This window comes from Mycobacterium sp. (assembly GCF_036488105.1).
GTDB lineage: Bacteria > Actinomycetota > Actinomycetes > Mycobacteriales > Mycobacteriaceae > Mycobacterium.
The window spans coordinates 16,571-38,283 of the sequence record NZ_DASXHW010000491.1; the positions used below are offsets into that span (position 1 = coordinate 16,571).

Consider the following 21,713-nt stretch of genomic DNA (forward strand, 5'->3'; position numbering starts at 1 on the left):
CTACCAGACCCTGGTAGCGGCGGCGAGTTCGTCGCGCAGTGCGATAGCGCGGTGGCGGGCGGCGTCCAGATCCTCGGCGACCGGGCACCGGACTTCGATGTAGAACTTGACCTTCGGTTCGGTGCCCGACGGCCGGACCACCACCCGCGCCCACATATCGGCATCGCCGCCGGTGAAGATCAGCGCATCCGTTCGGTTCACGGCACTGCGCAAGAGATCTGTTGTGGTCGAGGCGAATTCACCGAGCCGCGTCGGCGGCGATGCGCGCAGTCGGCGCATCAACTGAGCCGCCTCGTCGGCGTCGCGCACCGGGCGCGATACCGCCGCGCCGACGTGGACCCCGAAGCGGCGGGCGAGGTCGTCGAGCGCGTCGAGCACCGACCGGTGTGAGGCTTTGAGCGCCGCGACCAGATCGCAGATCAGCACCGCGGCGCTGATGCCGTCCTTGTCCCGGACCGCCGATGGGTCGACGCAGTGCCCGATGGCTTCTTCGTAGGCGTAGACCAGTGTGCTGCCCGGCAGGTCGGCGTCGGCACGGGCCAGCCACTTGAAACCGGTCAGGGTCTCGACGTGTTGGGCACCCCAGTGCGCCGCGATCGCGGACAGCATGCGCGAGGACACCACCGTGCTGGCTACCACGCTGGTGGCGCGATTGCCCGGATCGATATGTGACAGTAGGTAATCGCCGAGTAGCCAACCGGTTTCGTCGCCGGACAGCATCCGCCAGCCGGCCGGTGTCGGGACGCCGACCGCACACCGGTCCGCGTCGGGATCAAGCGCGACGGCGATGTCGGCATCCACCTCGGCGGCCAGGCTGAGCAGCGCATCGGTGGCGCCGGGTTCTTCGGGGTTGGGAAAGCTGACGGTCGGAAAGTTTGGATCGGGAGCGAACTGGCGGGCGACGGCGTGCACGTCGGACAATCCGGCGCGGCGCAGCGTTTCGGTTGCCACCACACCGCCCACCCCATGCAGGGGGGTCAGCGCTACCCGAACCGGATCCGACGACGAGCGCCGCAGCCGGGCGGCCCGCTCGATGTACTGCTCGACCAGTCCGGCATCGGCGGGTTCGACGGTCTGCCTGGCGATCTCGTCGGCGAACGGCGCCGTCGCGATGGCGGCCTCGATCTCGCGATCGGTGGGAAAGACGATCTGCATCCCCCCGCCCAGGTACACCTTGTAGCCGTTGTCGGACGGTGGATTGTGCGACGCGGTGATCTGGATTCCGGCCGCCGCGCCGGTGTGCCGGACAGCGAAAGCCAACACCGGTGTGGGTGCCGGGTCTGGAAGCAATGTGACCGAGAAACCTTCGGCGGCAAGCACTTCAGCGGTTGCGACGGCGAACTGGGCCGACCCGTGTCGGGCGTCGCGGCCGACGATCACGGTCGAGCCGGCCAGTCGGCGACCGACCAGCACCTGGGCCACCGCCCAGCTGGCGCGCATCACGACGGCGAGGTTCATCGCGTCCGGGCCGGCCCGGACCGGCCCGCGCAGCCCGGCGGTGCCGAATGACAGCGGACGCCCGAACCGGGCGGCCAGCTCGGCCGGATCGCACGCGGCGAGCTCGGCGGCCGTCACCGGATCCGGGTCGTGCGCGATCCACTCCTGCGGTGTCACGCCGGCCTCTACAGCCGTGCGACCACGTCGGCCAGCAGCGAACCCATCCGGGCCGCCGACGCGGCGCCGGTGAGCAGCACCTCGGCATGGCTCAGCGCCTCACCGGTGATTCCGGCGGCCATATTGGTGACCAGCGAGACTCCGAGTACCTCCGCTCCCGCGGCCCGGGCGGCGATCGCTTCGTGCACGGTGGACATGCCGACCAGGTCGGCGCCCAGCGTGCGCAGCATCCGGATCTCTGCCGGCGTTTCGTAATGCGGGCCGGGCAGCCCGGCGTACACGCCCTCGGCGAGTTCCGGGTCGACCTCGTGGGCCAGCGTCCGCAACCGCGCGGCGTAGGCGTCGACCATGTTGACGAACTGCGCCCCGATCAGCGGCGACCGCGCGGTCAGATTCAGATGATCGCTGATCAACACCGGCTGGCCCGCGGCGAAGTCCTCGCGCACCGCACCGGCGGCGTTGGTCAGCACGACCACCTGGGCGCCGGCCGCGCAGGCCGTCCGCACCGGGTGCACGACGTGCTGCAGGTGGTGGCCTTCGTAGGCGTGCACCCGACCGGCCAGCACCAGTACCCGGTGGTCGCCAATGGCCACCGACAACACCTGGCCGGTGTGCCCATCCGCCGACGGTGGAGTGAACCCAGGCAACTCGGCCATCGGCACTACCGCCGCGGGTTGGCCCAGTGCAGACACCGCCGGTGCCCAGCCGGACCCCAGCACGATCGCCACGTCGTGTTCGGCGATCCCCGTGTGATCGGCGATGGACTGCGCCGCCGTCCGTGCGAGCGCATCGGGGCCGGGCGGACCATCACTCACAGTCGGCAGCCTAATCGGCGCCCCGTCCACTGAGTTGCTGCAGCGCACGCAGGAAGACGTGTCGGTCGTCGGCGGATAGCTGTCCGAGCCAGTGCTCCTCCCCACGTTGGATGGCCACCTGCACAGCGTTCTTGGTCGAACGGCCCGATTCGGTGATCGCGAGCAAGCGCGCGCGACGGTCGTCGGGGTCGGGAATCCGGTCGATGTAACCGTGCCTTTGCAACTCGTCGAGCGTGGGAATGATGCGTGTTTTGTCGGCGCCGATCGCCTCGGCCAGTGCCGCTTGGGTGCGGATCGGCGAGCGATCCAGGGCGCTGAGAACGATGTAGCCCCACATCGACACGCCGTGGGCCGCCAGCACCGGCTGCTCGGCCGCCACGGTTTTGCGAGCCAGGTCCACCAGCATCTCGGCCAGGTCTGGACGCGTCGCTTTTCGCACCACCGCCTGATGATAAAGCTGGACAGATAATATGCGAGTGCATACGATACGCGTATGCATACAAATCAGGATGTTCGCCCGTTGCACCGCATCGCCGTACTGGCCTCTGTTGACGTGGTCTCGGCCGTCACCGCCGATGATCTAGCCAAACCGACGCCCTGCGCCGGCTGGAACCTTGCTGACCTGCTCGCTCACATGACGGTGCAGCATCGCGGCTTCGCCGCTGCCGCCCGCGGCCACGGCGCCGACGAGGCGATCTGGCAACCGGCCACCGTCGCCGACGCGGTGGCAGCCGACCCCGCCGGCACCTACTCAGCGGCCGCCAGAGAGGTGATCGACGCGTTCGCGGGCGACGATGTGCTCGACAGCGAGTTCGCGCTGCCGGAGCTCGGGACAGGAGCGATGTTCCCGGGCGCGATGGCGGTCGGTTTTCACTATGTGGACTACGTCGTGCACGGCTGGGACGTGGCTCGCACGCTGGGGAGGTCCTACGAACTTCCGGGTGACGTCGTGGCCGCCGCATTGCCGCTGGCGCTTGTGGTGCCCGACGGAGACTTCCGCACCATCGACAACGCGCCGTTCGGCCCGGCGATCCCGTCGACGGAGCCGACCGACGGCCTCGACCGCATCCTCAGCTATCTCGGCCGCTCGCCGCAGTGGCAGCCGACCGTCGTGCGGGCGGCCATCGTGGCAGGCGACGCCCGCTAGTCGTTGTGACCGCCGGCGATCGGCGGTGAGATACTGCGACGATGGCTTCAACCCCGGCGCTGGATCGCGTCGACGACACGGTGCAGCGTCGTAGCACCGACCTCGTCGAGCTGTCGCATGCGATTCATGCCGAGCCGGAGTTGGCCTTCGCCGAGCATCGCAGCTGCGCCAAGGTGCAAACGCTGGTGGCCGAGCGGGGTTTTGAGATCACCGCGGCCGCGGGCGGTTTGGACACGGCGTTTCGCGCCGACTTCGGCAGTGGTCCGCTGACTGTCGGGATCTGCGCCGAATACGACGCGCTGCCCGGAATCGGTCATGCCTGCGGCCACAACATCATTGCCGCATCGGCCGTCGGCGCCGCGCTGGCGCTGGCCGACGTCGCCGACGAATTGGGTCTGACGGTTTCGCTGCTGGGCACGCCCGCTGAGGAGTTCGGTGGCGGAAAAGTCTTGCTGCTCAACGCCGGAGTCTTCGACGACCTTGCGCTCGCGGTGATGGTGCATCCCGGTCCGGTCGACATCGCGGCCGCCCGGTCGCTGACCCTGTCCGCAGTCCGGGTGACCTATCGCGGAAAAGAAGCTCACGCGTCAGCCGCGCCGTTCCTGGGGGTCAACGCCGCCGACGCGGTGACCGTCGCGCAGGTGGCGATCGGGCTGCTGCGCCAGCAGCTGGCACCGGGGCAGCAGGTACACGGGATCGTCGCGAAAGGCGGCCAAGTCGCCAACGTCATCCCCGCGCACACCGAATTGCAGTACACGATGCGTGCCACCGACGCGTCGTCGCTGGCCGATCTGGAAGCCAAGGTGGGCGACTGCTTCCTGGCCGGGGCGGTCGCCACCGGCTGCGACTACAGCGTCGAGCAGACCGAGCCGATGTACGACGCGCTCAAACCCGATGCCTGGCTGGCCGAAACCGTGCGCTCCGAGATGACCCGGCTCGGTCGTTCGCCGATCGAGCAGGCGCTCGAAGCGGCGCTGCCGCTGGGCAGTACCGACATGGGCAACGTCACCCAGCTGCTACCCGGCATCCATCCGATGGTTGCCGTCGATGCCGGCGGCGCGTCATTGCACCAGGCCGACTTCACCGCGGCGGCCGCAGGTCCCAGCGCCGACAAGGCAGTCGTCGACGGCGCAATCATGTTGGCACGCACGGTCGTTCGCCTTGCCGAGTCGCCTGGAGAACGGGACCGCGTGCTGGAAGCGCGTGCCCAGCGGGTGGCATTATGAGCCTCTCCGACATCGCCAACTCGTGGTTGGCAGCGCACAGCGACGATCTGGTCACGTGGCGGCGGCACATCCACCGCTATCCGGAGCTGGGGCGTCAGGAGTACGTCACCACGCAGTTCGTCGCCGAGCGGTTGGTCGAGGCCGGGCTCAACCCGAAGGTGCTACCCGGCGGGACGGGGCTGACCTGCGACTTCGGCCCTGAGCGCGAGCCGCGGATCGCGTTGCGGGCCGACATGGATGCGTTGCCGATGGCCGAGCGGACCGGGGCCGAATATGCCTCGACGATGCCGAACGCCGCGCATGCCTGCGGGCACGACGGGCACACCGCGATCCTGCTGGGCACTGCGCTCGCGCTGGCCGGGGCGCCGGAGCTGCCGATCGGGTTGCGGCTGATTTTCCAGCCGGCCGAAGAGCTGATGCCCGGCGGCGCGATCGACACGATCGCGGCGGGTGCGGTATCCGGAGTCAGCCGAATCTTCGCCCTGCACTGCGATCCCCGGCTGGCGGTCGGCAAGATCGCGGTGAAGACCGGGCCGATCACGTCGGCGGCCGACATGATCGAGATCACGCTGACTTCAGCGGGCGGACACACCTCACGCCCACATTTGACTGGCGACCTGGTCTACGGGCTGGGCGCGCTGATCACCGGACTACCCGGGGTGTTGTCGCGCCGCATCGACCCGCGCAACAGCACCGTGATGGTGTGGGGCGCGGTCAATGCGGGCGTAGCCGCCAACGCCATTCCGCAGAGCGGCACGCTGGCCGGCACGGTCCGCACCGCGAGTCGCGAGACCTGGCTGGGCATGGAGGACATCGTCCGGGAGACGGTCACGGCCTTACTGGCGCCGCTGGCCATCGAGCACACCCTGCAGTACAACCGCGGCGTCCCGCCGGTGGTCAATGAAGAGGTCTCGACGCGCATCGTCACCCACGCCATCGAGGCGATCGGCCCGGATGCGCTGGCCGACACCAAACAATCCGGTGGCGGTGAGGATTTCTCCTGGTATTTGGAGGAAGTGCCCGGCGCGATGGCCCGGCTCGGTGTGTGGTCAGGTCGCGGACCGCAGTTGGATCTGCATCAGCCGACGTTCGATCTCGACGAGCGGGCCCTGGCGATCGGGGTGCGGTTGATGGTCAACATCGTCGAGCAGTCGGCCGCGATCGGTTAGGCGCGCGAAGGTGGGCACATTGAATGCCGCCGAAGCGGAGATGCACGGGGCGGATGGGACCGTGGCGTTATTCGCCGTGACCGGGTCCGACGTTGCGTGCCGGACAGGTCCGGATCTTGTGCACGTATTCGTCTGGGGCACCGGCGATTTCAGCGGCGTCTGCCATGACGCCGATGTAGCGCGCCGACGGCAGACCCCCTTCCCAGGCGTCCACCACGTACAGCCACGCCAGAACCGGATCGGTCGTCGTGTCCGACGACACCCGTTCCACTCGGCACCGGATCTTCTTGTGGATGCCGAGCTCGGAGCCCTCCCACCGATCGAGGGTCTTCTCGTCGGCCGGCGTCATGTCGTAGAGCACGACGAACACCTTCGAGGTCGGATCCTCCACGACGGTGGCCAGCGCGCCATCCCAGCCGATGTCCTCGCCGCCGAAGGTCAGTCGCCACCCGTGCAACCAGCCGGTTCCGGCCATCGGCGAATGGGGTGCACGCTGCAGCATCTGTTCGGGATGCATGTTCGAGCCGTAGGCGGCGTAGAGCGGCACGGACAAAGCTTAAACGGCTACCGCTGAAGCGGCGGTCATCCGACGGGTTGGCTAGGTTGGGTCTGTGGCGACCCGCATTGTGATCATCGGGGGAGGACCGGCCGGTTACGAGGCGGCGCTCGTCGCAGCCGCACGTGACGCGCATGTCACCGTCATCGACTCGGACGGCATCGGCGGCGCGGCGGTGCTCTTCGACTGTGTGCCGTCGAAAACCTTCATCGCATCCACCGGTGTGCGTACCGAATTGCGCCGTGCTCCGGATCTGGGCTTCGACCTCGACATCGACGACGCCAAGATCTCGCTGCCGGAAATCCACGACCGGGTCAAGACTCTGGCCGCCGCCCAGTCCGCCGACATCAACGCCCAGCTGCAGAACGCGGGCGTCGAGGTGGTCGCCGGCCGCGGCGAGCTGGTCGACGCGTCGCCGGGTCTGAGATCGCATCGCATCCAGGCCACCGCGCCGGACGGCAGCACCAGCACCCACGACGCCGACGCGGTGCTGATCGCCACCGGTGCCAGTCCCCGCGAGCTGCCGACCGCGCGGACGGACGGCGAGCGCATCTTGAACTGGCGTCAGCTCTACGACCTGCAGGCACTGCCCGAGCATCTGATTGTGGTCGGCTCCGGTGTCACCGGTGCCGAATTCGTGCACGCCTATACCGAATTGGGCGTCGACGTCACGGTGGTCGCCAGCCGCGACCAGATCCTGCCCTACGAGGACGCCGACGCGGCCGCTGTCCTCGAGCGGATCTTCGCTGAGCGCGGAGTGCAGCTGGTCAAGAATGCCCGCGCCGACTCGGTGACCCGGACCGATTCCGGTGTGCTGGTGACCCTGGCCGACGGCCGGACAGTCGAGGGCAGCCACGCGCTGATGACGATCGGCTCGGTGCCCAACACCAGCGGTCTCGGCCTGGACCGGGTGGGTATCGAACTCGGACCGGGCAACTACCTGACCGTCGACCGGGTATCCCGGACGTCGGTATCCAACATCTACGCGGCGGGCGACTGCACCGGGCTGCTGCCGCTGGCCTCGGTCGCCGCGATGCAAGGGCGGATCGCGATGTGGCACGCCCTCGGCGAGGCCGTCGCCCCGATCCGGCTGCGGACGGTCGCCGCGGCGGTGTTCACCCGGCCCGAGCTGGCCGCGGTGGGTGTTCCCCAAACCGCCATCGACGACGGATCGGTGCTGGCCCGCACCATCATGCTGCCGTTGCAGACCAACGCGCGGGCCAAGATGTCGGGGCTTCGGCACGGCTTCGTCAAGCTTTTCTGCCGGCAGGCCACCGGTGTGGTGATCGGCGGCGTGGTGGTCGCGCCGATCGCCTCGGAGCTGATCCTGCCGATCGCGATGGCCGTGCAGAACCGCCTGACGGTCAACCATTTGGCGCAGACCTTGAGCGTGTACCCGTCGCTGTCGGGCTCGATCACCGAGGCGGCGCGACGGCTGATGGCGCACGATGACCTGGACTGACCCGCCGGGCGACGATGCCGGGCCGCGTGCGGCCCGAGTAGAAGAGCGGCAATTAGACCAGGTTGGGTAGCCTTAGGCCCAACGACCTACTGACGAGTAACCGACAGGAGACTGTGCCGTGAGCGACTCGATTCGCGTCCCGGCGAGCGAGCAGACCCGGCCGAGTTCGTTTCTCGGGCCCGAACAACGGGCCGTGGCCTGGGAGCGCCTCGGCAGCGAGCAATTCGACGTCGTGGTCATCGGCGGCGGCGTCGTCGGTTCGGGATCCGCGCTGGATGCCGCCACCCGCGGGCTGAAAGTGGCGCTGGTCGAAGCACGCGATTTCGCCTCCGGCACATCGAGCCGGTCCTCCAAGATGTTTCACGGCGGGCTGCGATATCTGGAGCAACTCGAATTCGGACTGGTCCGTGAGGCCCTCTTCGAGCGCGAGTTGTCGTTGACCACGCTGGCGCCGCATCTGGTCAAGCCGCTGCCGTTCCTCTACCCGCTGACCAAGCGGTGGTGGGAACGGCCATACACCGCTGCCGGCCTGCTGCTCTACGACCAACTCGGTGGCGCGAAATCCGTTCCCGCGCAAAAGCACTTGACCCGCGCCGGTGCCCTGCGGTTGTCCCCGGGTTTGAAGCGGAGCGCCTTGATCGGCGGTATCCGCTACTACGACACCGTCGTCGACGATGCCCGGCACACCATGACCGTCGTGCGCACCGCCGCGCATTACGGCGCCGTAGTGAGATCGTCGACTCAGGTGGTGTCGTTGCTGCGGGAAGGCGATCGGGTGACCGGCGTTCGTGTCCGCGACTCTGAGGACGGCGCGATCACCGAGGTGCGCGGTCACGTCGTCGTCAACGCCACCGGAGTATGGACGGACGAGATCCAGGCGTTGTCCAAGCAGCGCGGTCGATTTCGGGTGCGGGCCTCCAAAGGAGTGCACATCGTTGTTCCACGCGACCGGGTCGTCAGCGACGTCGCGATCATCCTGCGCACCGAGAAGTCGGTGATGTTCGTCATCCCGTGGGGCAACCACTGGATCATCGGGACCACCGACACCGACTGGAACCTGGACCTTGCGCATCCGGCCGCCACCAAGGCCGACATCGACTACATCCTCGGCACCGTCAACACCGTGCTTGCTACTCCGTTGACCCACAACGACATCGACGGCGTGTATGCGGGATTGCGCCCGTTGCTGGCGGGCGAAAGCGAGGAGACCTCCAAGCTGTCCCGCGAGCACGCCGTCGCGGTGCCGGCACCGGGCCTGATCGCCATTGCCGGCGGCAAGTACACCACCTACCGGGTGATGGCCTCAGATGCGATTGACGCTGCGGCACAATATGTTCCAGCACGAGTTGCGCAGTCGATCACCGAAAAGGTGCCGCTGCTCGGCGCCGACGGCTACTTCGCTTTGATCAACCAGACCGAGCACGTCGGTGCGCTGGAAGGGCTCCATTCGTACCGGGTGCGCCATCTGCTGGACCGCTACGGTTCGCTGATCAACGAGGTGCTTTCGCTGGCCGCCGACCATCGGGACCTGCTCAACCCGATCGCCGCCGCACCGGGCTACCTGCGGGTCGAAGCGGCCTACGCCGCGGTGGCCGAAGGTGCACTCCATCTGGAAGACATCCTGGCCCGGCGGACCCGAATCGCCATTGAGTACTCGCACCGCGGCGTCGACTGCGCCCGCGAGGTCGCCGACATCGTCGCCCCGATCCTGGGCTGGACGGACGCTGACGTCGACCGCGAGGTCGCGACGTACATCGCGCGGGTGGAGGCCGAGGTGCTCTCCCAGGCTCAGCCCGACGACGCGTCGGCCGATGCGCTGCGGGCCAGCGCACCGGAGGCCCGCGCCGAGATCCTCGAACCGGTGCCCTTAAATTAGGCCGACCGTGAGGCACCAACCGCTGCCGCCACGCGACGGATTGGGGCCGGCGCGGCTGAGGGTGCACGGCGGACCGCTGGGCGACGAGCTGGCCAGGCGGTTCGGGCCCGATGTCGCCGCCAAGGCGATCGCCGGCGAGGTCGTCGATCAGCACGGTGTGGTGCTCGACCCGGCCACCGTGCTGCCGGCCGGCGCTATCGTCTATCTCTACCGCGATCTGCGCGACGAAGTGGCGGTGCCATTCGATATTCCGGTGCTGTACCAGGACGACGACATCGTGGTCGCCGACAAGCCGCACTTCCTGGCCACCATGCCGCGCGGGCGCCACGTCGCGCAGACTGCGCTGGTGCGGCTTCGACGGCGACTCGGCCTAGACGAGCTCAGCCCGGCCCACCGGCTGGATCGCCTGACGGCCGGGGTGCTGCTGTTCACGACTCGCCGCGAGGTTCGCGGGGCCTACCAGACGTTGTTCGCCCGCGGCGCCGTGCACAAGACGTATGCAGCGAGAGCGGCGGTCGACCCGAACGTCGTGTTGCCGCGGGTGGTGCATAGTCGTATCAGCAAGCGCCGCAGCAATTTCCAGGCCGTCGAGGAAGCCGGCGAGCCCAACGCCGAGACGTTGGTGGAGCTCGTGTCATCCGAAGGCCTGTACCGGCTGACACCACGAACCGGGCGCACCCACCAGCTTCGTGTGCACATGGCCTCGCTGGGCCTGCCGATTTACGGAGACCCGCTGTATCCCAACGTCATCGACGTAGCCGCCGACGACTTCTCCACGCCATTGCAGTTGCTGGCGCAGCGCATTGAATTCGACGATCCGCTAAGCGGGACTCGCCGCGAGTTCGTGAGTTGGCGACGGCTGGAGCGTCCGCCCTAGCAGCGCTCAGCGCCGCGAAGCATGGGTGTGACGCCAGGAGCAAACGATGCGTCGTGGGTCGCAAGGGTGACCGTCGGGACAGCCCCCGCCACCTTCGTGGGTGCCACGCCCTGAACGACAGCCCGGAGGGTGTCCCAGGCTCGCGTCGTCAGGAAGCCGGCATCGATGGAGCGAATATTGGTCAGATTGCCAAGTTTGACGTGGCTCAGGGTCGTCAGCACGTTTCTGTCCTTAAGTGACCCGACACGATCGTCGGGGTGTCTCGCAGTGACTGGCGCGGAGACTTTTCAATTTCGGTGATCGGCGTCACAGGCCGGTCTGCAATGACCAACCGCCAATCGGCGTGCGCAATTCCCACGGTACGTCCCAGGAAGCGTTTGGGCCGGGTAAGTGACACCACGTCGCGTGCCGTGTCCTGGGCGCGCCCGCCTCCCACGACGGCATGGCCACCTCGTCAACCTGGGCAAATGCCGTGTGGGCAACGTGGCTGAGAACTAGTTGACGTGTGATTAACAGCACCGACCTGTGATCTTTTCGATATCAACGGCCCACGTGAGCCGACCACCAGGGTGAGCCGACCGCGATATCGGTGAGGGCCGTTCGCAACTGCGGCGCCCTCAGCGCATCGGAGCGGATCGGTCAGTTTGTCGTTGTGCACGCACGCTGACGCTGGAATTGCGCGTCGCGAACATGAACGGGTGGGAAACTGGGGCCGAAATCGTGAGTACCGCGCCTTCGGCGGAAGCTGGGCATCATGAGCGAACTGCGAATCTTGTTACCATGCCTCATGGATGCGAGCGACTAGCGGTGCGGCGTGCGATGCGCCGATTCGATCATCTTCTCTGTACCGTCTGAAGGAATTGGATTGAAGCTCAATCGATTTAACGCCGCACTGAGCATTCTCGTGACTGGGGTGCTGCTCTTGTCGGCGTGTGGCGGTCACAACAACGCCTCCGGCGGGGGAACGACGACGAGCCCGGCACCGGTGAAAGTGACCTGCGGAGGCAAGCCGGACCTGAGCGCCAGTGGCTCCACCGCTCAGAAGAACGCGATGAGCGAATTCATCAAGACCTTCGCGCAAGCCTGCCCGGGACAGTCCCTCAATTACACCGCGGACGATTCCAGTGCCGGGATCAGCGACTTTCTCGACGGCAAAAGCGATTTCGCCGGGTCCGATTCCACGCTGACCACCGACGAGTACGCGAAGGCGCAGCAGCGGTGCGGTTCGCCCACGTGGAACCTGCCGATGGTGGTCAGCCCGATCGCGATCGCGTTCAACGTCAAGGGCGTGACGTCGTTGAACCTCGACGGTTTGACCGCGGCGCAGATCTTCAACGGGCAAATCAATATGTGGAACGACGGCGCAATTGCGTTGCAGAACCTGGGTGTGCAGCTGCCCAATGAGCCGATTCACGTCGTGTTCCGCGGCGACGAGTCCGGGACGACGGACAACTTCCAGAAGTATCTCGACACCGCTTCCAAGGGCACCTGGGGCTTCCCGGCCGGGCGGAAGTTCAACGGCGGGGTCGGTCAGCCCGCCGTGGGCAACGATGGCGCCGCCGATACCGTGAAAAACACCGAAGGATCCGTCACCTATCTCGCGTGGTCGTTCGCTCAGACGCACAACTTAGATGTGGCCAGCATCATCACGTCGGCCGGTCCGGATCCGGTGAAGATCACTCCCGAGTCGGTGGGCAAGACGATTTCCACGGCTTGGTTCATCAAGAAGGGCGACGATCTTGCCCTCGACACCATCTCGTTCTATCGGCCCAACCAGCCGGACTCATACCCGATCGTGCTGGCGACGTACCAGATCGTGTGCTCGAAGTATCCGGATCCGAAAGTCGGCACGGCCGTCCGGGCTTTCCTGCAGAGTGCGATCGGTCCGGGTCAGGACGGTTTGATCGGCGCCGGCTACATTCCAATCCCTGCCGAGTTCAAGCCGCGGCTATTGAATTCGATCAACGCCGTCTCGTGAGGAGTCGATGCTCAATGTTCGAGGGTATTTTTCGCCGTAGTCAGCCCAGAGTTTTCCCACGGTAGTAAAGCTTTTGAATCATGGAGTTCACGACGCTGCCACCTGAGGTGATCTCCGCACTCATTCATTCGGGACCCGGTGCGGAATCACTCGCCAATGCCGCCGCGGCATGGCAACAGCTCAGCGCCAATCTGGAAGACGCGGCGGACAACTACGCCGCGTCGCTGTCGTCAATGGACCAGGCCTGGTACGGCCCGTCGTCCGCGGCCATGTTTCAGTCCGTCACGCCGTACGTGACGTGGCTGCGCACCACCGCGCAGCAGGCTCAGCAGACCGCAGCGGCGGCACAGTCCGCAGCGGCCGCGTTCAATTCTGTTCAGGCGTCCGTGGTTCCGACGGCCACCGTCGCCGCCAACCGGACGCGTCTGGCACAGCTCTTGGCCACCAACACATTTGGGCGAAACCTTCCGGCCATCGCGCAAACCGAATCGGAATACCAGACCATGTGGGCGAACAACGCGGCGGCGATGACCCGCTATCAGGCGGCCTCCTCCCAGGCATCCACACTGCCGCAGTTGACGTCGCCGACCTCGACGACCAATCCGTCGAACCTGAAAACGCAAGCCAGTTCGGCGACGCCGGCCGCGACGACCTCGTCGGGGGCCACGGTCGCGGCGGCCATCCCCGCCAGCCCCTTACCCCCTGCCGGCGATCCCAACGTCGGCTTCGTCGGGTTGGCAAATACCTATGCCAACCAGTTCATCTCGTCCGGATTCCCGATCAACCTGCTCAGCTATCTGGCCCAGAACCAGTCGGCCCAGGCCCTGGCGGGTGTGAACAGCGCCGTTGGTCAAGGTGTCTCGGAGGGCGAGAACGCGTTGGGCGGTGCGGCGGCAAACCTGGGTGGGGGCGCCGCCGGAGCGTTGGGGGCGCTGGGCCAGAGCGGGGGCGGTCTGAGTGCGCTGGGCGCGGCCGGCCTCGGCGAGATCAACACCTCGGCGGCGCTGGGCGCCGCGGTGCCGATGGGTAATCTTTCCGCGCCGCCCGGCGCGGCGCCATTGCTGGCGACACCGGTACAGCTTGCGTCGGCGGCAACGCCGCTCGGCACGAGCGGAGCCGCGGGGATGCCGATGCCGCCGCTCATGCCGCCGCCGATTTCACCGGGCAGTGGCTGGCGCAAGCGCAAGGCGCAGAAGTACGAAGACATCGCGATCGGCAAGGAGCTCAAGGGCAACGTGATGAAACCGCCGCCGTCGGCGGGATAGCGGGAGCGCCGTCAGCGACTCAGTCGCCGGGACGCGGCGGGCTGGTGTGCAGCGAGCCCAGGCCGTGCTGGATACCTTCATCCACTTGGCTCTTGAGGTCTGATGCGCTGTCCGGCATCCCGTTGGCCGGGTTGCAGCTACAGCTGAGGGTGCCGAATTGGCTGGGTTCTGCGTCGGCCGGCGTTGCGGTAATGACAGTCGCAGCGAGTGCGATCGCGGCGCCGACCAATAATCTCTCGGTGATCAAATATGCTCCGTTGGGTCGATACCCCAGTATGCGGAATTTTTCAGGCTCCCGCATGTCGGGGGCAGAACGCGGCGATGCTGACGCCGACGAAGAATCCGGCGTGGTAGCCGTCCAGACCACTCTGCTGCATGATGTCGTTCGCGACGTCGCTGGATGCCCTACCGCCATCGAGCCCGTCGCAGACCTGATGACCGGCGATGACCGCGGCCTGTCCGGATGCGAAGGTGATCCCCTTGGACTTCAGCGCATTCAAGAAGTTGGAGTCGACGGCGTCGGCATGCGCGCTTGGCCCGGCGAGTTCCATGACGCTGAACGGGGCAAACACCAGGACTAGGCCGGTCAGGATTGATCGCACAGGTTTGGGCGAACGCACTGGGGTGGTCGTCCTTTCTCATCCTGTCCGCTGAGCAGAAGCGTGAGTGTTGCTGACAGCAAGCGAAACCGCTGACGTTGCGATCATTGCATGCCGCGCCCGGACTTTTGAAGCGCGCGGTGCGGTCGACGCGGGTCGGTGTGATCGTTAACCGTTTGGACATGCCCTCGGTGTTCAACGTTGGCAGGCCGGGCACCAGTACGCAACCCGCTCGCCGCCGTCGTCACGCTTGATGGGCGTGCCGCAGCGACGGCAGCTTTGGCCCGCTCGCCCGTATACCCACAGTTGCCGGCCGGCCCGCATGTCGCCGGTGGTGCAGCGATTCTGCCGGAAGCGGTTGGCCCACAACATGTCGCGAGCGCGGGCGACCAGTCGTTGGGGGTTGGTGATCGCGCTCACCGGTGCGGCGGGCAGGTGTCCGCTGACGAAACACAATTCGTTGCAGTAGACATTGCCGATCCCGGCCATGATCCGCTGGTCCAGCAGCGCCTCGGCGAGCCGCCGATCCGGGTCTGCCGTCAGGTTGGCGGCGGCAACTTCTGGGTCCCAGTCCTCGCCCAGCAGATCGGGTCCCAGGTGGTCGACGACGTCGCCGTCATGGGCGCGTTCGAGGATCTCCAGCACACCCAGGTCGATGCCAACCGCACGGATATCGCTGGCTTCCAAGATGATCCGGACCCGATGGTCCGCGCGGCTCGGCCGCGACGTGACTCGCCAGCTACCGTCCATCTTCAGATGCGAGTGGATACTGGCCGGTCCGACGCGAATAAACAAGTGCTTACCCCTGCTGCACACCTCGTCGACGACGTGACCGCTCAGGTCGACCGTGGCGTAGCGCGGGACCCGGACATCGCAGCGGGTCAGCGTGCGACCGACCAACGCTTTCCGCAGTGCCTCTGCGGTGCGGAAAACGGTGTCGCCCTCAGGCATCGGCTACCGCAGCCGCAGTCCGCGCGGAGTGCGGGCGAAGCCGGAGTCAGTCAAAGCCGCAACCACCGTCGACGAGACTTGCGGCGCCAACACCGGAGCGCTGTTGATGCGCTCGATGAGGATGGAGTTGACCCGCCCGGCGGAGACCAGGTCGGCGAGTGCGACGGCCGCAGCGTGGTTGGCGTCGGAGTCGTCGTCGGCGAAGCTCAGCAAGGACTTCCCGCCGCGCTCGAGGAACCACACCAGTTGGCCGTCGACCAGCACGACCAGCGCTCCGGCCTTACGGCCCGGCCGGGCACCGCCGTCGCCGTCCGGTGAGCGCGACGGCCAGGCCAGCGCCGCGCCGTAGGGGTTCGCCGGGTCGGCGGCGGCAAGCACCACCGCCCGGTACTCCGGCCGTTCGGGATCCACACCGTCGAGGTAGCTGCGCAGCCGGTCGACCGTGGACGCGACGGCGAACTGGGCGCCGCCCAACGACTCCACGAAATAGCCGCGCTGACAGCGGCCGGCATCCTCGAAAGCGGTCAGCACCTTGTACAGGTTGGCAAACCCGCCCGGCACGCCTTCGGCGGTCACCGCGCCCCGGGTCAGCACGCCGTGCCGGCTCAGCAGCAGCTCCGCCTGGTGATGGGCCCGCACGGTGGAGTCCGGCTCGGGCGTCGGCAGCGCCGACCAGCGGCCGGCCACCGTCGGATCGGCGGCCCGCGCCTGCGGATGCGCGACGCTGTACCGGCTCAGGCGCGGTGGGCGCCTGCCGCGTCCCTGCCGATGGGCCGGGGCCGACCGCTTGCGCACGCCCGGGCCACCCGACAGCATCGCGCGCACCGGCGCGAACGTGTCGCCGGTGACCCATCCGGCCCAAATCAATTCCCACAGCGCCGCTTTGAGCTCGGCTTCCCCGACTCCGTCATGGCCCAGCTGTCGGAAGAAGAACGCGCCGCCGCCGGCCAGCATGTCCAAGATCGCGCGATGAGTCGCGGTGAACTCGATCTCCGATCCGGCAGCCAGGGTCAGCGGCGCTGCATCCGGGGTGTGGAAAGCCACCCAGCCGTCGTTGCCGGAGATCGTGCCCGACCCTGACCACATCACCTCGCCGGAGGCCAGCAGTTCGTCGAGCATCGCGGGGGAGTAGTCGCGCACTCGCGGCGCCAGCACCAGCGATTCGATCGCCGACGCCGGTAGTGGGACGCCGGCGAGCTGATCGATGACGGCCACCAGGCCGTCCACGCCGGAGTTGGCGGCCGACCCGTCGCCCGCGCCCACGCCGTGCCAGGCCGGCAGGAAACGCGCGTAGGCGCTGGTGCTGACCGGCTCGACTTGGGCGCGCAGCGCCGCCAGCGATCGGCGCCGCAGGATCCGCAGGACGTCGGCGTCACACCACTGGTCGCCGGTCGCCTCGGTGGAGAACTCGCCACGGACCAGTCGACCGTCGGCGGCCAACCGGCCCAACACGTCGGCGGCGACGCGCAGCCCGAGACCGAACCGGGCGGCGACGTCAGCCGTGGTGAACGGCGCATGGGTACGGGCGAATCGGCCGAGCAGTTCGCCCAGCGGATCGGCGACGCCCTCGGTGAAACTGGCCGGAACGCCGACCGGCACCGCAACCCCGACGCCGTCGCGCAGCCGGCCGATGTCCTCGATCGCCACCCACCAGCTGCGACCGGCGAACGAAACCGGTAGCGCGCGTTTGGCGGCGAACAGCGCTTCCAGCCAGCCACCGACATCAAAGCCACCGGCGCGTTCGGCAACCTCGTCGGCGGTCAGCGGACCGAGCAGCCGCAGCAGATCGGCGACCGCTTCGGCGTCGCGGGCCGCCCGATCTGCCGAGAGGTGCTGCAACTGCCGGCCGGTGCCCGCGACGACGTCGGGGTCGAGCAGCTCGCGCAGCTCGACTCGGCCGAGCAACTCGGCCAGCAGCGTGGGGTCCAGCGACAGCGCGGCGGCGCGGCGCTCGGCCAGCGGGCTGTCGCCCTCGTACATGAATGCCCCGACGTAGCCGAACAACAGCGACGCCGCGAACGGCGATGGCGTCGCGGTCTCGGTTTCCAGCACCCGAATCTTGCGTGCCGCGATATCGGTCATCAGCCCGGCCAGCGTCGGCACGTCGTAAACGTCCTGCAGGCACTCGCGCACCGCCTCCAACACGATCGGGAAGTCCGGGTATTTACGGGCCACATCGAGCAGCTGCGCGGCGCGCTGGCGCTGATGCCACAGTGGGGATCGCTTGCCCGGGTGTCGTCGCGGCAGCAGCAGCGCCCGCGCGGCGCATTCCCGGAATCGCGAAGCGAACAGCGCCGAACCACCTACCTCCGTGGTGACGATCGGGTCGATCTCATCGGCATCGAAGACGAACAGCTCGGCGCCCGGAGGCGCTTCGGCCCCCGAGTCGGACACCGTGTCGGGCAACCGCACCACGATGCCGTCGTCCGACGCGGTCGGTTTCTCGTCGATGCCGTAGCGGTCCCGCAGCCGCCGGCTCACCGCCAGGGCCAGCGGACCGTGCACCTTTAGGCCGTAGGGAGAGTGCAGGATCACCCGCCAGTCGCCCAGCTCGTCCCGAAACCGCTCGACCAGCAGTGTGGTGTCGGTGGGCACGACGTTGGTGGCGGTCCGCTGGTCGTCCAGCAGCCGCCACAGGTTGTCGGTGGCGTACTCGTTGAATCCCAATTCAGCGCAACGGCTTTCGAACGCATTGCGGTCCAGCCCGGCCAGCTCGCCGGTGAACTGGCCGACCGCACGGCCGAGTTCGGCGGGGCGGCCCGAATCGTCGCCGCGCCAGAACGGAAGCCGGGCCGGCTCGCCCGGTGCCGGTATGACCAGCACACGGTCGTGGGTGATCTCGGTGATTCGCCAACTGGTGGCACCCAGCGCGATGACATCGCCGGGCCGCGATTCGTAGACCATTTCCTCGTCGAGTTCGCCTACCCGGGAGGGGGTTTCGGAGTCGGTGGCCAGGTAGACCGTGAACAGGCCGCGGTCCGGGATGGCGCCACCGGAGGTCACCGCGAGCCGCTGCGCGCCGGGCCGGGCCGTCACCGTGCCGTTGTCGCGGTCGTACACCAGCCGTGGCCGCAGTTCGGCGAATTCGGTTGACGGGTATTTGCCGGAGAGCAGATCCAGGGTGGCCTCGAATGCGCTGCGCGGCAGCGTCGCAAACGGTGCACTGCGCCGTACCGTGTCGAACCAGCGGTCGACGTCCAGCGGCTCCAACGCGGCCGCGGCCACCGTGTGCTGGGCCAGGATGTCGAGCGGGTTCGTCGGCACCCGCATCGTCTCGATCTGGCCGGTGAGCATGCGCTGCACCGTCACCGCGCAGCCGATCAAGTCGGTGCGGTGCTTGGGAAAGAGCACCCCCTGGGAGATCTCGCCGACCTGGTGTCCGGCGCGCCCGATGCGTTGTAGTCCGCTGGCCACCGACGGTGGTGCTTCCACCTGAATCACCAGGTCGACTGCGCCCATGTCGATGCCCAGTTCCAGGCTCGAGGTCGCTACCACCGCCTTCAGCCGCCCGGATTTCAGGTCCTCTTCGACGATCGCGCGCTGTTCCTTGCTGACCGAGCCGTGGTGGGCACGGGCCAGTAGCGCCTGCGCGCCGTAGGTTTGGCCGCTGCCCAGCAAGTGTGCGGGGGCGCCGCCGGCAACCTTCGGGTTGGCCTCGGACGACAATTCGGTGCCCGTGCGTTCGGCGTGAATCTCGTTGAGCCGGGCGGTCAGTCGTTCAGCCAGCCGCCGCGAGTTGGTGAACACGATCGTCGAGTTGTGCGATTCGACGAGGTCGACCAGTCGCGCCTCGACATCGGGCCAGATGCTCTGGTTCGCCAGGTTGGCCATATCGGGGACCGGCACCTGCACGGTCAACTCGAAAGTCTTGGCCGCCGGCGGCGAGACGACGGTCGTCGGGGATGCCCCGGACAGGAACCGAGCCACTTCTTCGGGCGGACGCACGGTGGCCGACAACCCGATTCGCTGCGCCGGCGCCCGCAGCATGTCGTCGAGCCGCTCCAGTGAAAGGGCAAGGTGCGCGCCCCGTTTGGTACCCGCGATGGCGTGGACCTCGTCGACGATGACGGTCTGCACGCCGGCCAAGGTTTGCCGCGCCGCCGAAGTCAACATCAGAAACAGCGACTCCGGCGTAGTGATCAGCACGTCGGGCGGATTGCTGATCAGCTGTCGACGGCGGGCCGGTGAGGTATCGCCGGACCGTAGCCCGACAGTGATCTCCGGTGCGGGCAACCCCCGCTGTGCGGCGACCCGGGCCATCCCGGCCAGCGGTGTACGCAGGTTGCGCTCGACGTCGACGGCCAACGCCTTGAGCGGCGAGACGTAAAGCACTCGGGTACCGCTAGACCGGTCACTTCGCGGTGCACCCGCCGCCAGGGCGTCGATGGCCCACAGAAACGCGGCCAGCGTCTTGCCGGAACCGGTCGGAGCGATGACCAGCGTGTTATGACCGTCGGCGATCGCCGACCAGGCTTCGGCTTGCGCGGGGGTGGGCGCCGCGAAGGTACCCGCGAACCAGTCGCGAGTGACGACGCTGAACCGCGCGAGTGCGTCGTCAGGCAAAGGGGTCACCCAGCCATCATGACAACGGGGTACGACAAGCGGCGGTTAGCGCTGGTCGGGTGCCATCGGCTTGGCCAAGCGATCGGGGATGTTGTTCACCCTGATGATCGCGTCGAGCAGCGCGTGAGCGCAGGTATCGCTGAGGTGGCCCGCGTCGGTCTCTGGGTGAATGATGCGTTGCCTGCACACCTCGAAGGTCAGCGCCAGCCAACCGTGGATGACGATCCGCAGGTCGCGTTCGACAATGGGGTCGAGCGGATTGCCCGATCCGTCGACCTCCATCACGCGGCTCATGATGTGTTCCATCTGGCGGTCCTTGGCCTCGTCGTCGATGCCGAGTAAGACCGGATCGGAGCGGCCGAGTCCGACATATGCCGCCCACGCGGCGTGCGGGTGCTCCTGGTGGTACTGCATGTAGGCAAGGACACCGCCGCGCACCTCTTCGAAGAGGTTCTGACCGGGCGTCGCGGGGGTGTTGGTGGTCTCGAACAGCTGATCGGCCTGCCCTTTGACGACCGCGGCGAAGAACGCCCGCTTGTCAGGGAAGTAGTGATACATCAGCGCCCGCGACACGCCGGCCCGCTCGGCGATCTCGTCGATGCGGACCTCGTCGTAGGGCCGTTGCCCGAAGACCTCCGCGCCTAATGCCAGCAACTCGGCGCGGCGATCATCCGGGGATAACCGCCGCCTGGGAGTTCGCATAGAGCAGATGGTACTTGTCGAAGCTTTGCGCAGGCCGTCAACGCTCGGGATGCCTCTGCAAACTTAATTTTGCCCGGGTATGCGTCGATTCCCGATACTCACCCGGCGCTCGTCGCGAAGCCCTGACCGCCCATCTAGCAGCATGTTCGTCCGTTCAGCGAAGTAGTAGGCGGTTCGCGGTGTTAGTTCTGGCCATTCGCCGGGCAACACACGCTGCCCGGGATCTCACGCCCGTACAGGCCGCGGGGGGCAATAGAATCGGTAAGCCATGGATGCCAGAAGCGAGCCCACCCGCCGCGGACTGAGTCAGCGCATCGGTGTTCTGGTCGACGGTTTCGAGACCGTGATTTACGCGATCGCCTTCGCACTCCTGGTCGCGGCCGCCGTGCTGGTGGTGATCGGCGGCGCAGAGGCCGTCGTGCAGGCCGCGACTCATAAGGTCAATACCCTGCAGGGTGGCGTCCTGGTCCTCGACCGAGTCTTGATGGTGCTGATCATCGCCGAGATCGCGGCGACACTGCGCGCGGTGCTGCTCTATCACGAAATCGCTGCAGAGCCTTTCCTTTTCATCGGGCTGATTGCCTGCGTGCGACGGATCCTGATCGTGACCGCGGCATCCGAACAGGTCCACTCGGACAAAGAACTCGACCGCCTGCTGTTCGAACTGGGCGCACTGGGACTTTTGGTCATCGGCATCGCCGCGGCGATCTTCATGATCCGCTACAGCTCTCGACGCGCCGCGCCGACGCATACCGAGGACGGCTGAGCTCACCGCCAACGCTGGTTTACCGCTCTCGGGTGACGGGGTATACGCGTGGGGCGCGTGTGTCCGCGCGTGATAGCGATAGAGGATCCCCGATGCAAATACAACAGCACTCCTCAACCGGCGACCGCCTTGGCCGCGACGACAACG

Annotated in this window: 19 protein-coding genes; 9 read left to right on the forward strand and 10 right to left on the reverse strand. The window is 67.4% G+C overall.

Features of this window, described 5'->3' with window-relative positions; translation table 11 throughout:
- The 3 genes from VGH54_RS25815 to VGH54_RS25825 are packed head-to-tail and all read right to left on the reverse strand — an operon-like array spanning position 1 to position 2,835.
- Positions 1-1,614 carry a phospho-sugar mutase gene (locus VGH54_RS25815; RefSeq protein WP_331514974.1) on the reverse strand — a complete coding sequence of 538 codons (1,614 nt, stop codon included), beginning with the start codon at positions 1,612-1,614 and terminating at the stop codon, positions 1-3.
- An 8-nt stretch (positions 1,615-1,622) separates the two neighbouring features.
- A complete protein-coding gene (locus VGH54_RS25820; protein WP_331514975.1) occupies positions 1,623-2,429 on the reverse strand; it encodes a purine-nucleoside phosphorylase in 807 nt (268 codons plus the stop codon).
- Between the two features lie 10 nt (positions 2,430-2,439).
- Positions 2,440-2,835: a MarR family winged helix-turn-helix transcriptional regulator gene (locus VGH54_RS25825; RefSeq protein ID WP_331514994.1), complete on the reverse strand. Its 396-nt coding sequence runs from the start codon at positions 2,833-2,835 to the stop codon at positions 2,440-2,442.
- A gap of 87 nt (positions 2,836-2,922) precedes the next feature.
- Here VGH54_RS25825 and VGH54_RS25830 point away from each other — a divergent pair, with 87 nt between their 5' ends.
- The 3 genes from VGH54_RS25830 to VGH54_RS25840 are packed head-to-tail and all read left to right on the forward strand — an operon-like array spanning position 2,923 to position 5,971.
- On the forward strand, positions 2,923-3,576 hold the full coding sequence (locus tag VGH54_RS25830) for a TIGR03086 family metal-binding protein (RefSeq protein WP_331514976.1): 654 nt from the start codon (positions 2,923-2,925) through the stop codon (positions 3,574-3,576).
- Between the two features lie 41 nt (positions 3,577-3,617).
- Complete coding sequence (locus tag VGH54_RS25835) at positions 3,618-4,802, forward strand: M20 family metallopeptidase (RefSeq protein WP_331514977.1); 1,185 nt, start codon at positions 3,618-3,620, stop codon at positions 4,800-4,802.
- A complete protein-coding gene (locus VGH54_RS25840) occupies positions 4,799-5,971 on the forward strand; it encodes a M20 family metallopeptidase (RefSeq protein WP_331514978.1) in 1,173 nt (390 codons plus the stop codon). The genes VGH54_RS25835 and VGH54_RS25840 overlap by 4 nt, the downstream gene beginning before the upstream one ends.
- Before the next feature lie 67 nt (positions 5,972-6,038).
- Here VGH54_RS25840 and VGH54_RS25845 read toward each other — a convergent pair whose 3' ends face one another.
- A complete protein-coding gene (locus VGH54_RS25845) occupies positions 6,039-6,518 on the reverse strand; it encodes a gamma-glutamylcyclotransferase (protein ID WP_331514979.1) in 480 nt (159 codons plus the stop codon).
- Positions 6,519-6,582: 64 nt separating this feature from the next.
- Here VGH54_RS25845 and VGH54_RS25850 point away from each other — a divergent pair, with 64 nt between their 5' ends.
- From VGH54_RS25850 to VGH54_RS25860, 3 genes are all read left to right on the forward strand, one after another.
- Positions 6,583-7,989 (forward strand): NAD(P)H-quinone dehydrogenase, encoded by a 1,407-nt coding sequence (locus VGH54_RS25850; RefSeq protein ID WP_331514980.1) that lies wholly within the window; start codon positions 6,583-6,585, stop codon positions 7,987-7,989.
- 118 nt (positions 7,990-8,107) lie between these two features.
- Positions 8,108-9,865: a glycerol-3-phosphate dehydrogenase/oxidase gene (locus VGH54_RS25855; RefSeq protein WP_331514981.1), complete on the forward strand. Its 1,758-nt coding sequence runs from the start codon at positions 8,108-8,110 to the stop codon at positions 9,863-9,865.
- Positions 9,866-9,872: 7 nt separating this feature from the next.
- The gene (locus VGH54_RS25860; RefSeq protein ID WP_331514982.1) at positions 9,873-10,742 is read left to right on the forward strand and encodes a pseudouridine synthase; all 870 of its coding nucleotides are present in this window, start codon (positions 9,873-9,875) and stop codon (positions 10,740-10,742) included.
- On the opposite strand, the gene VGH54_RS25865 is transcribed toward VGH54_RS25860, so the two are convergent.
- On the reverse strand, positions 10,739-10,963 hold the full coding sequence (locus tag VGH54_RS25865; RefSeq protein WP_331514983.1) for a hypothetical protein: 225 nt from the start codon (positions 10,961-10,963) through the stop codon (positions 10,739-10,741). The two genes, VGH54_RS25860 and VGH54_RS25865, sit on opposite strands and share 4 nt — an antisense overlap.
- 644 nt (positions 10,964-11,607) lie before the next feature.
- Here VGH54_RS25865 and pstS point away from each other — a divergent pair.
- Positions 11,608-12,720 carry a phosphate ABC transporter substrate-binding protein PstS gene (gene pstS, locus VGH54_RS25870; RefSeq protein ID WP_331514984.1) on the forward strand — a complete coding sequence of 371 codons (1,113 nt, stop codon included), beginning with the start codon at positions 11,608-11,610 and terminating at the stop codon, positions 12,718-12,720.
- An 80-nt stretch (positions 12,721-12,800) separates the two neighbouring features.
- Positions 12,801-13,985: a PPE family protein gene (locus VGH54_RS25875; RefSeq protein ID WP_331514985.1), complete on the forward strand. Its 1,185-nt coding sequence runs from the start codon at positions 12,801-12,803 to the stop codon at positions 13,983-13,985.
- A gap of 19 nt (positions 13,986-14,004) precedes the next feature.
- On the opposite strand, the gene VGH54_RS25880 is transcribed toward VGH54_RS25875, so the two are convergent.
- From VGH54_RS25880 to VGH54_RS25900, 5 genes are all read right to left on the reverse strand, one after another.
- A complete protein-coding gene (locus tag VGH54_RS25880) occupies positions 14,005-14,232 on the reverse strand; it encodes a hypothetical protein (RefSeq protein ID WP_331514986.1) in 228 nt (75 codons plus the stop codon).
- Positions 14,233-14,272: 40 nt separating this feature from the next.
- A complete protein-coding gene (locus VGH54_RS25885; RefSeq protein WP_331514987.1) occupies positions 14,273-14,605 on the reverse strand; it encodes a DUF732 domain-containing protein in 333 nt (110 codons plus the stop codon).
- 174 nt (positions 14,606-14,779) lie between these two features.
- Positions 14,780-15,535 (reverse strand): endonuclease VIII Nei2, encoded by a 756-nt coding sequence (nei2, locus tag VGH54_RS25890; RefSeq protein ID WP_331514988.1) that lies wholly within the window; start codon positions 15,533-15,535, stop codon positions 14,780-14,782.
- A gap of 3 nt (positions 15,536-15,538) precedes the next feature.
- Positions 15,539-20,107, reverse strand: a complete 4,569-nt coding sequence (locus VGH54_RS25895; protein WP_331514989.1) for an ATP-dependent helicase — start codon at positions 20,105-20,107, stop codon at positions 15,539-15,541.
- A gap of 36 nt (positions 20,108-20,143) precedes the next feature.
- On the reverse strand, positions 20,144-20,800 hold the full coding sequence (locus VGH54_RS25900) for a TetR/AcrR family transcriptional regulator (RefSeq protein ID WP_331514990.1): 657 nt from the start codon (positions 20,798-20,800) through the stop codon (positions 20,144-20,146).
- Positions 20,801-21,068: 268 nt separating this feature from the next.
- Between VGH54_RS25900 and VGH54_RS25905 the strand changes: the two genes are divergently transcribed.
- On the forward strand, positions 21,069-21,566 hold the full coding sequence (locus VGH54_RS25905; RefSeq protein ID WP_331514991.1) for a phosphate-starvation-inducible PsiE family protein: 498 nt from the start codon (positions 21,069-21,071) through the stop codon (positions 21,564-21,566).
- Positions 21,567-21,713 lie beyond the last annotated feature (147 nt).

Excerpts from the sequence above, each read along its gene's own strand:
- VGH54_RS25875 (WP_331514985.1), top strand. The coding sequence starts at position 12,801 with ATGGAGTTCACGACGCTGCCACCTGAGGTGATCTCCGCACTCATTCAT.
- nei2 (WP_331514988.1), bottom strand. The coding sequence starts at position 15,535 with ATGCCTGAGGGCGACACCGTTTTCCGCACCGCAGAGGCACTGCGGAAA.
- VGH54_RS25840 (WP_331514978.1), top strand. The coding sequence starts at position 4,799 with ATGAGCCTCTCCGACATCGCCAACTCGTGGTTGGCAGCGCACAGCGAC.
- VGH54_RS25825 (WP_331514994.1), bottom strand. The coding sequence starts at position 2,835 with ATGCTGGTGGACCTGGCTCGCAAAACCGTGGCGGCCGAGCAGCCGGTG.
- VGH54_RS25900 (WP_331514990.1), bottom strand. The coding sequence starts at position 20,800 with ATGCGAACTCCCAGGCGGCGGTTATCCCCGGATGATCGCCGCGCCGAG.
- VGH54_RS25835 (WP_331514977.1), top strand. The coding sequence starts at position 3,618 with ATGGCTTCAACCCCGGCGCTGGATCGCGTCGACGACACGGTGCAGCGT.
- VGH54_RS25830 (WP_331514976.1), top strand. The coding sequence starts at position 2,923 with ATGCATACAAATCAGGATGTTCGCCCGTTGCACCGCATCGCCGTACTG.
- VGH54_RS25905 (WP_331514991.1), top strand. The coding sequence starts at position 21,069 with ATGGATGCCAGAAGCGAGCCCACCCGCCGCGGACTGAGTCAGCGCATC.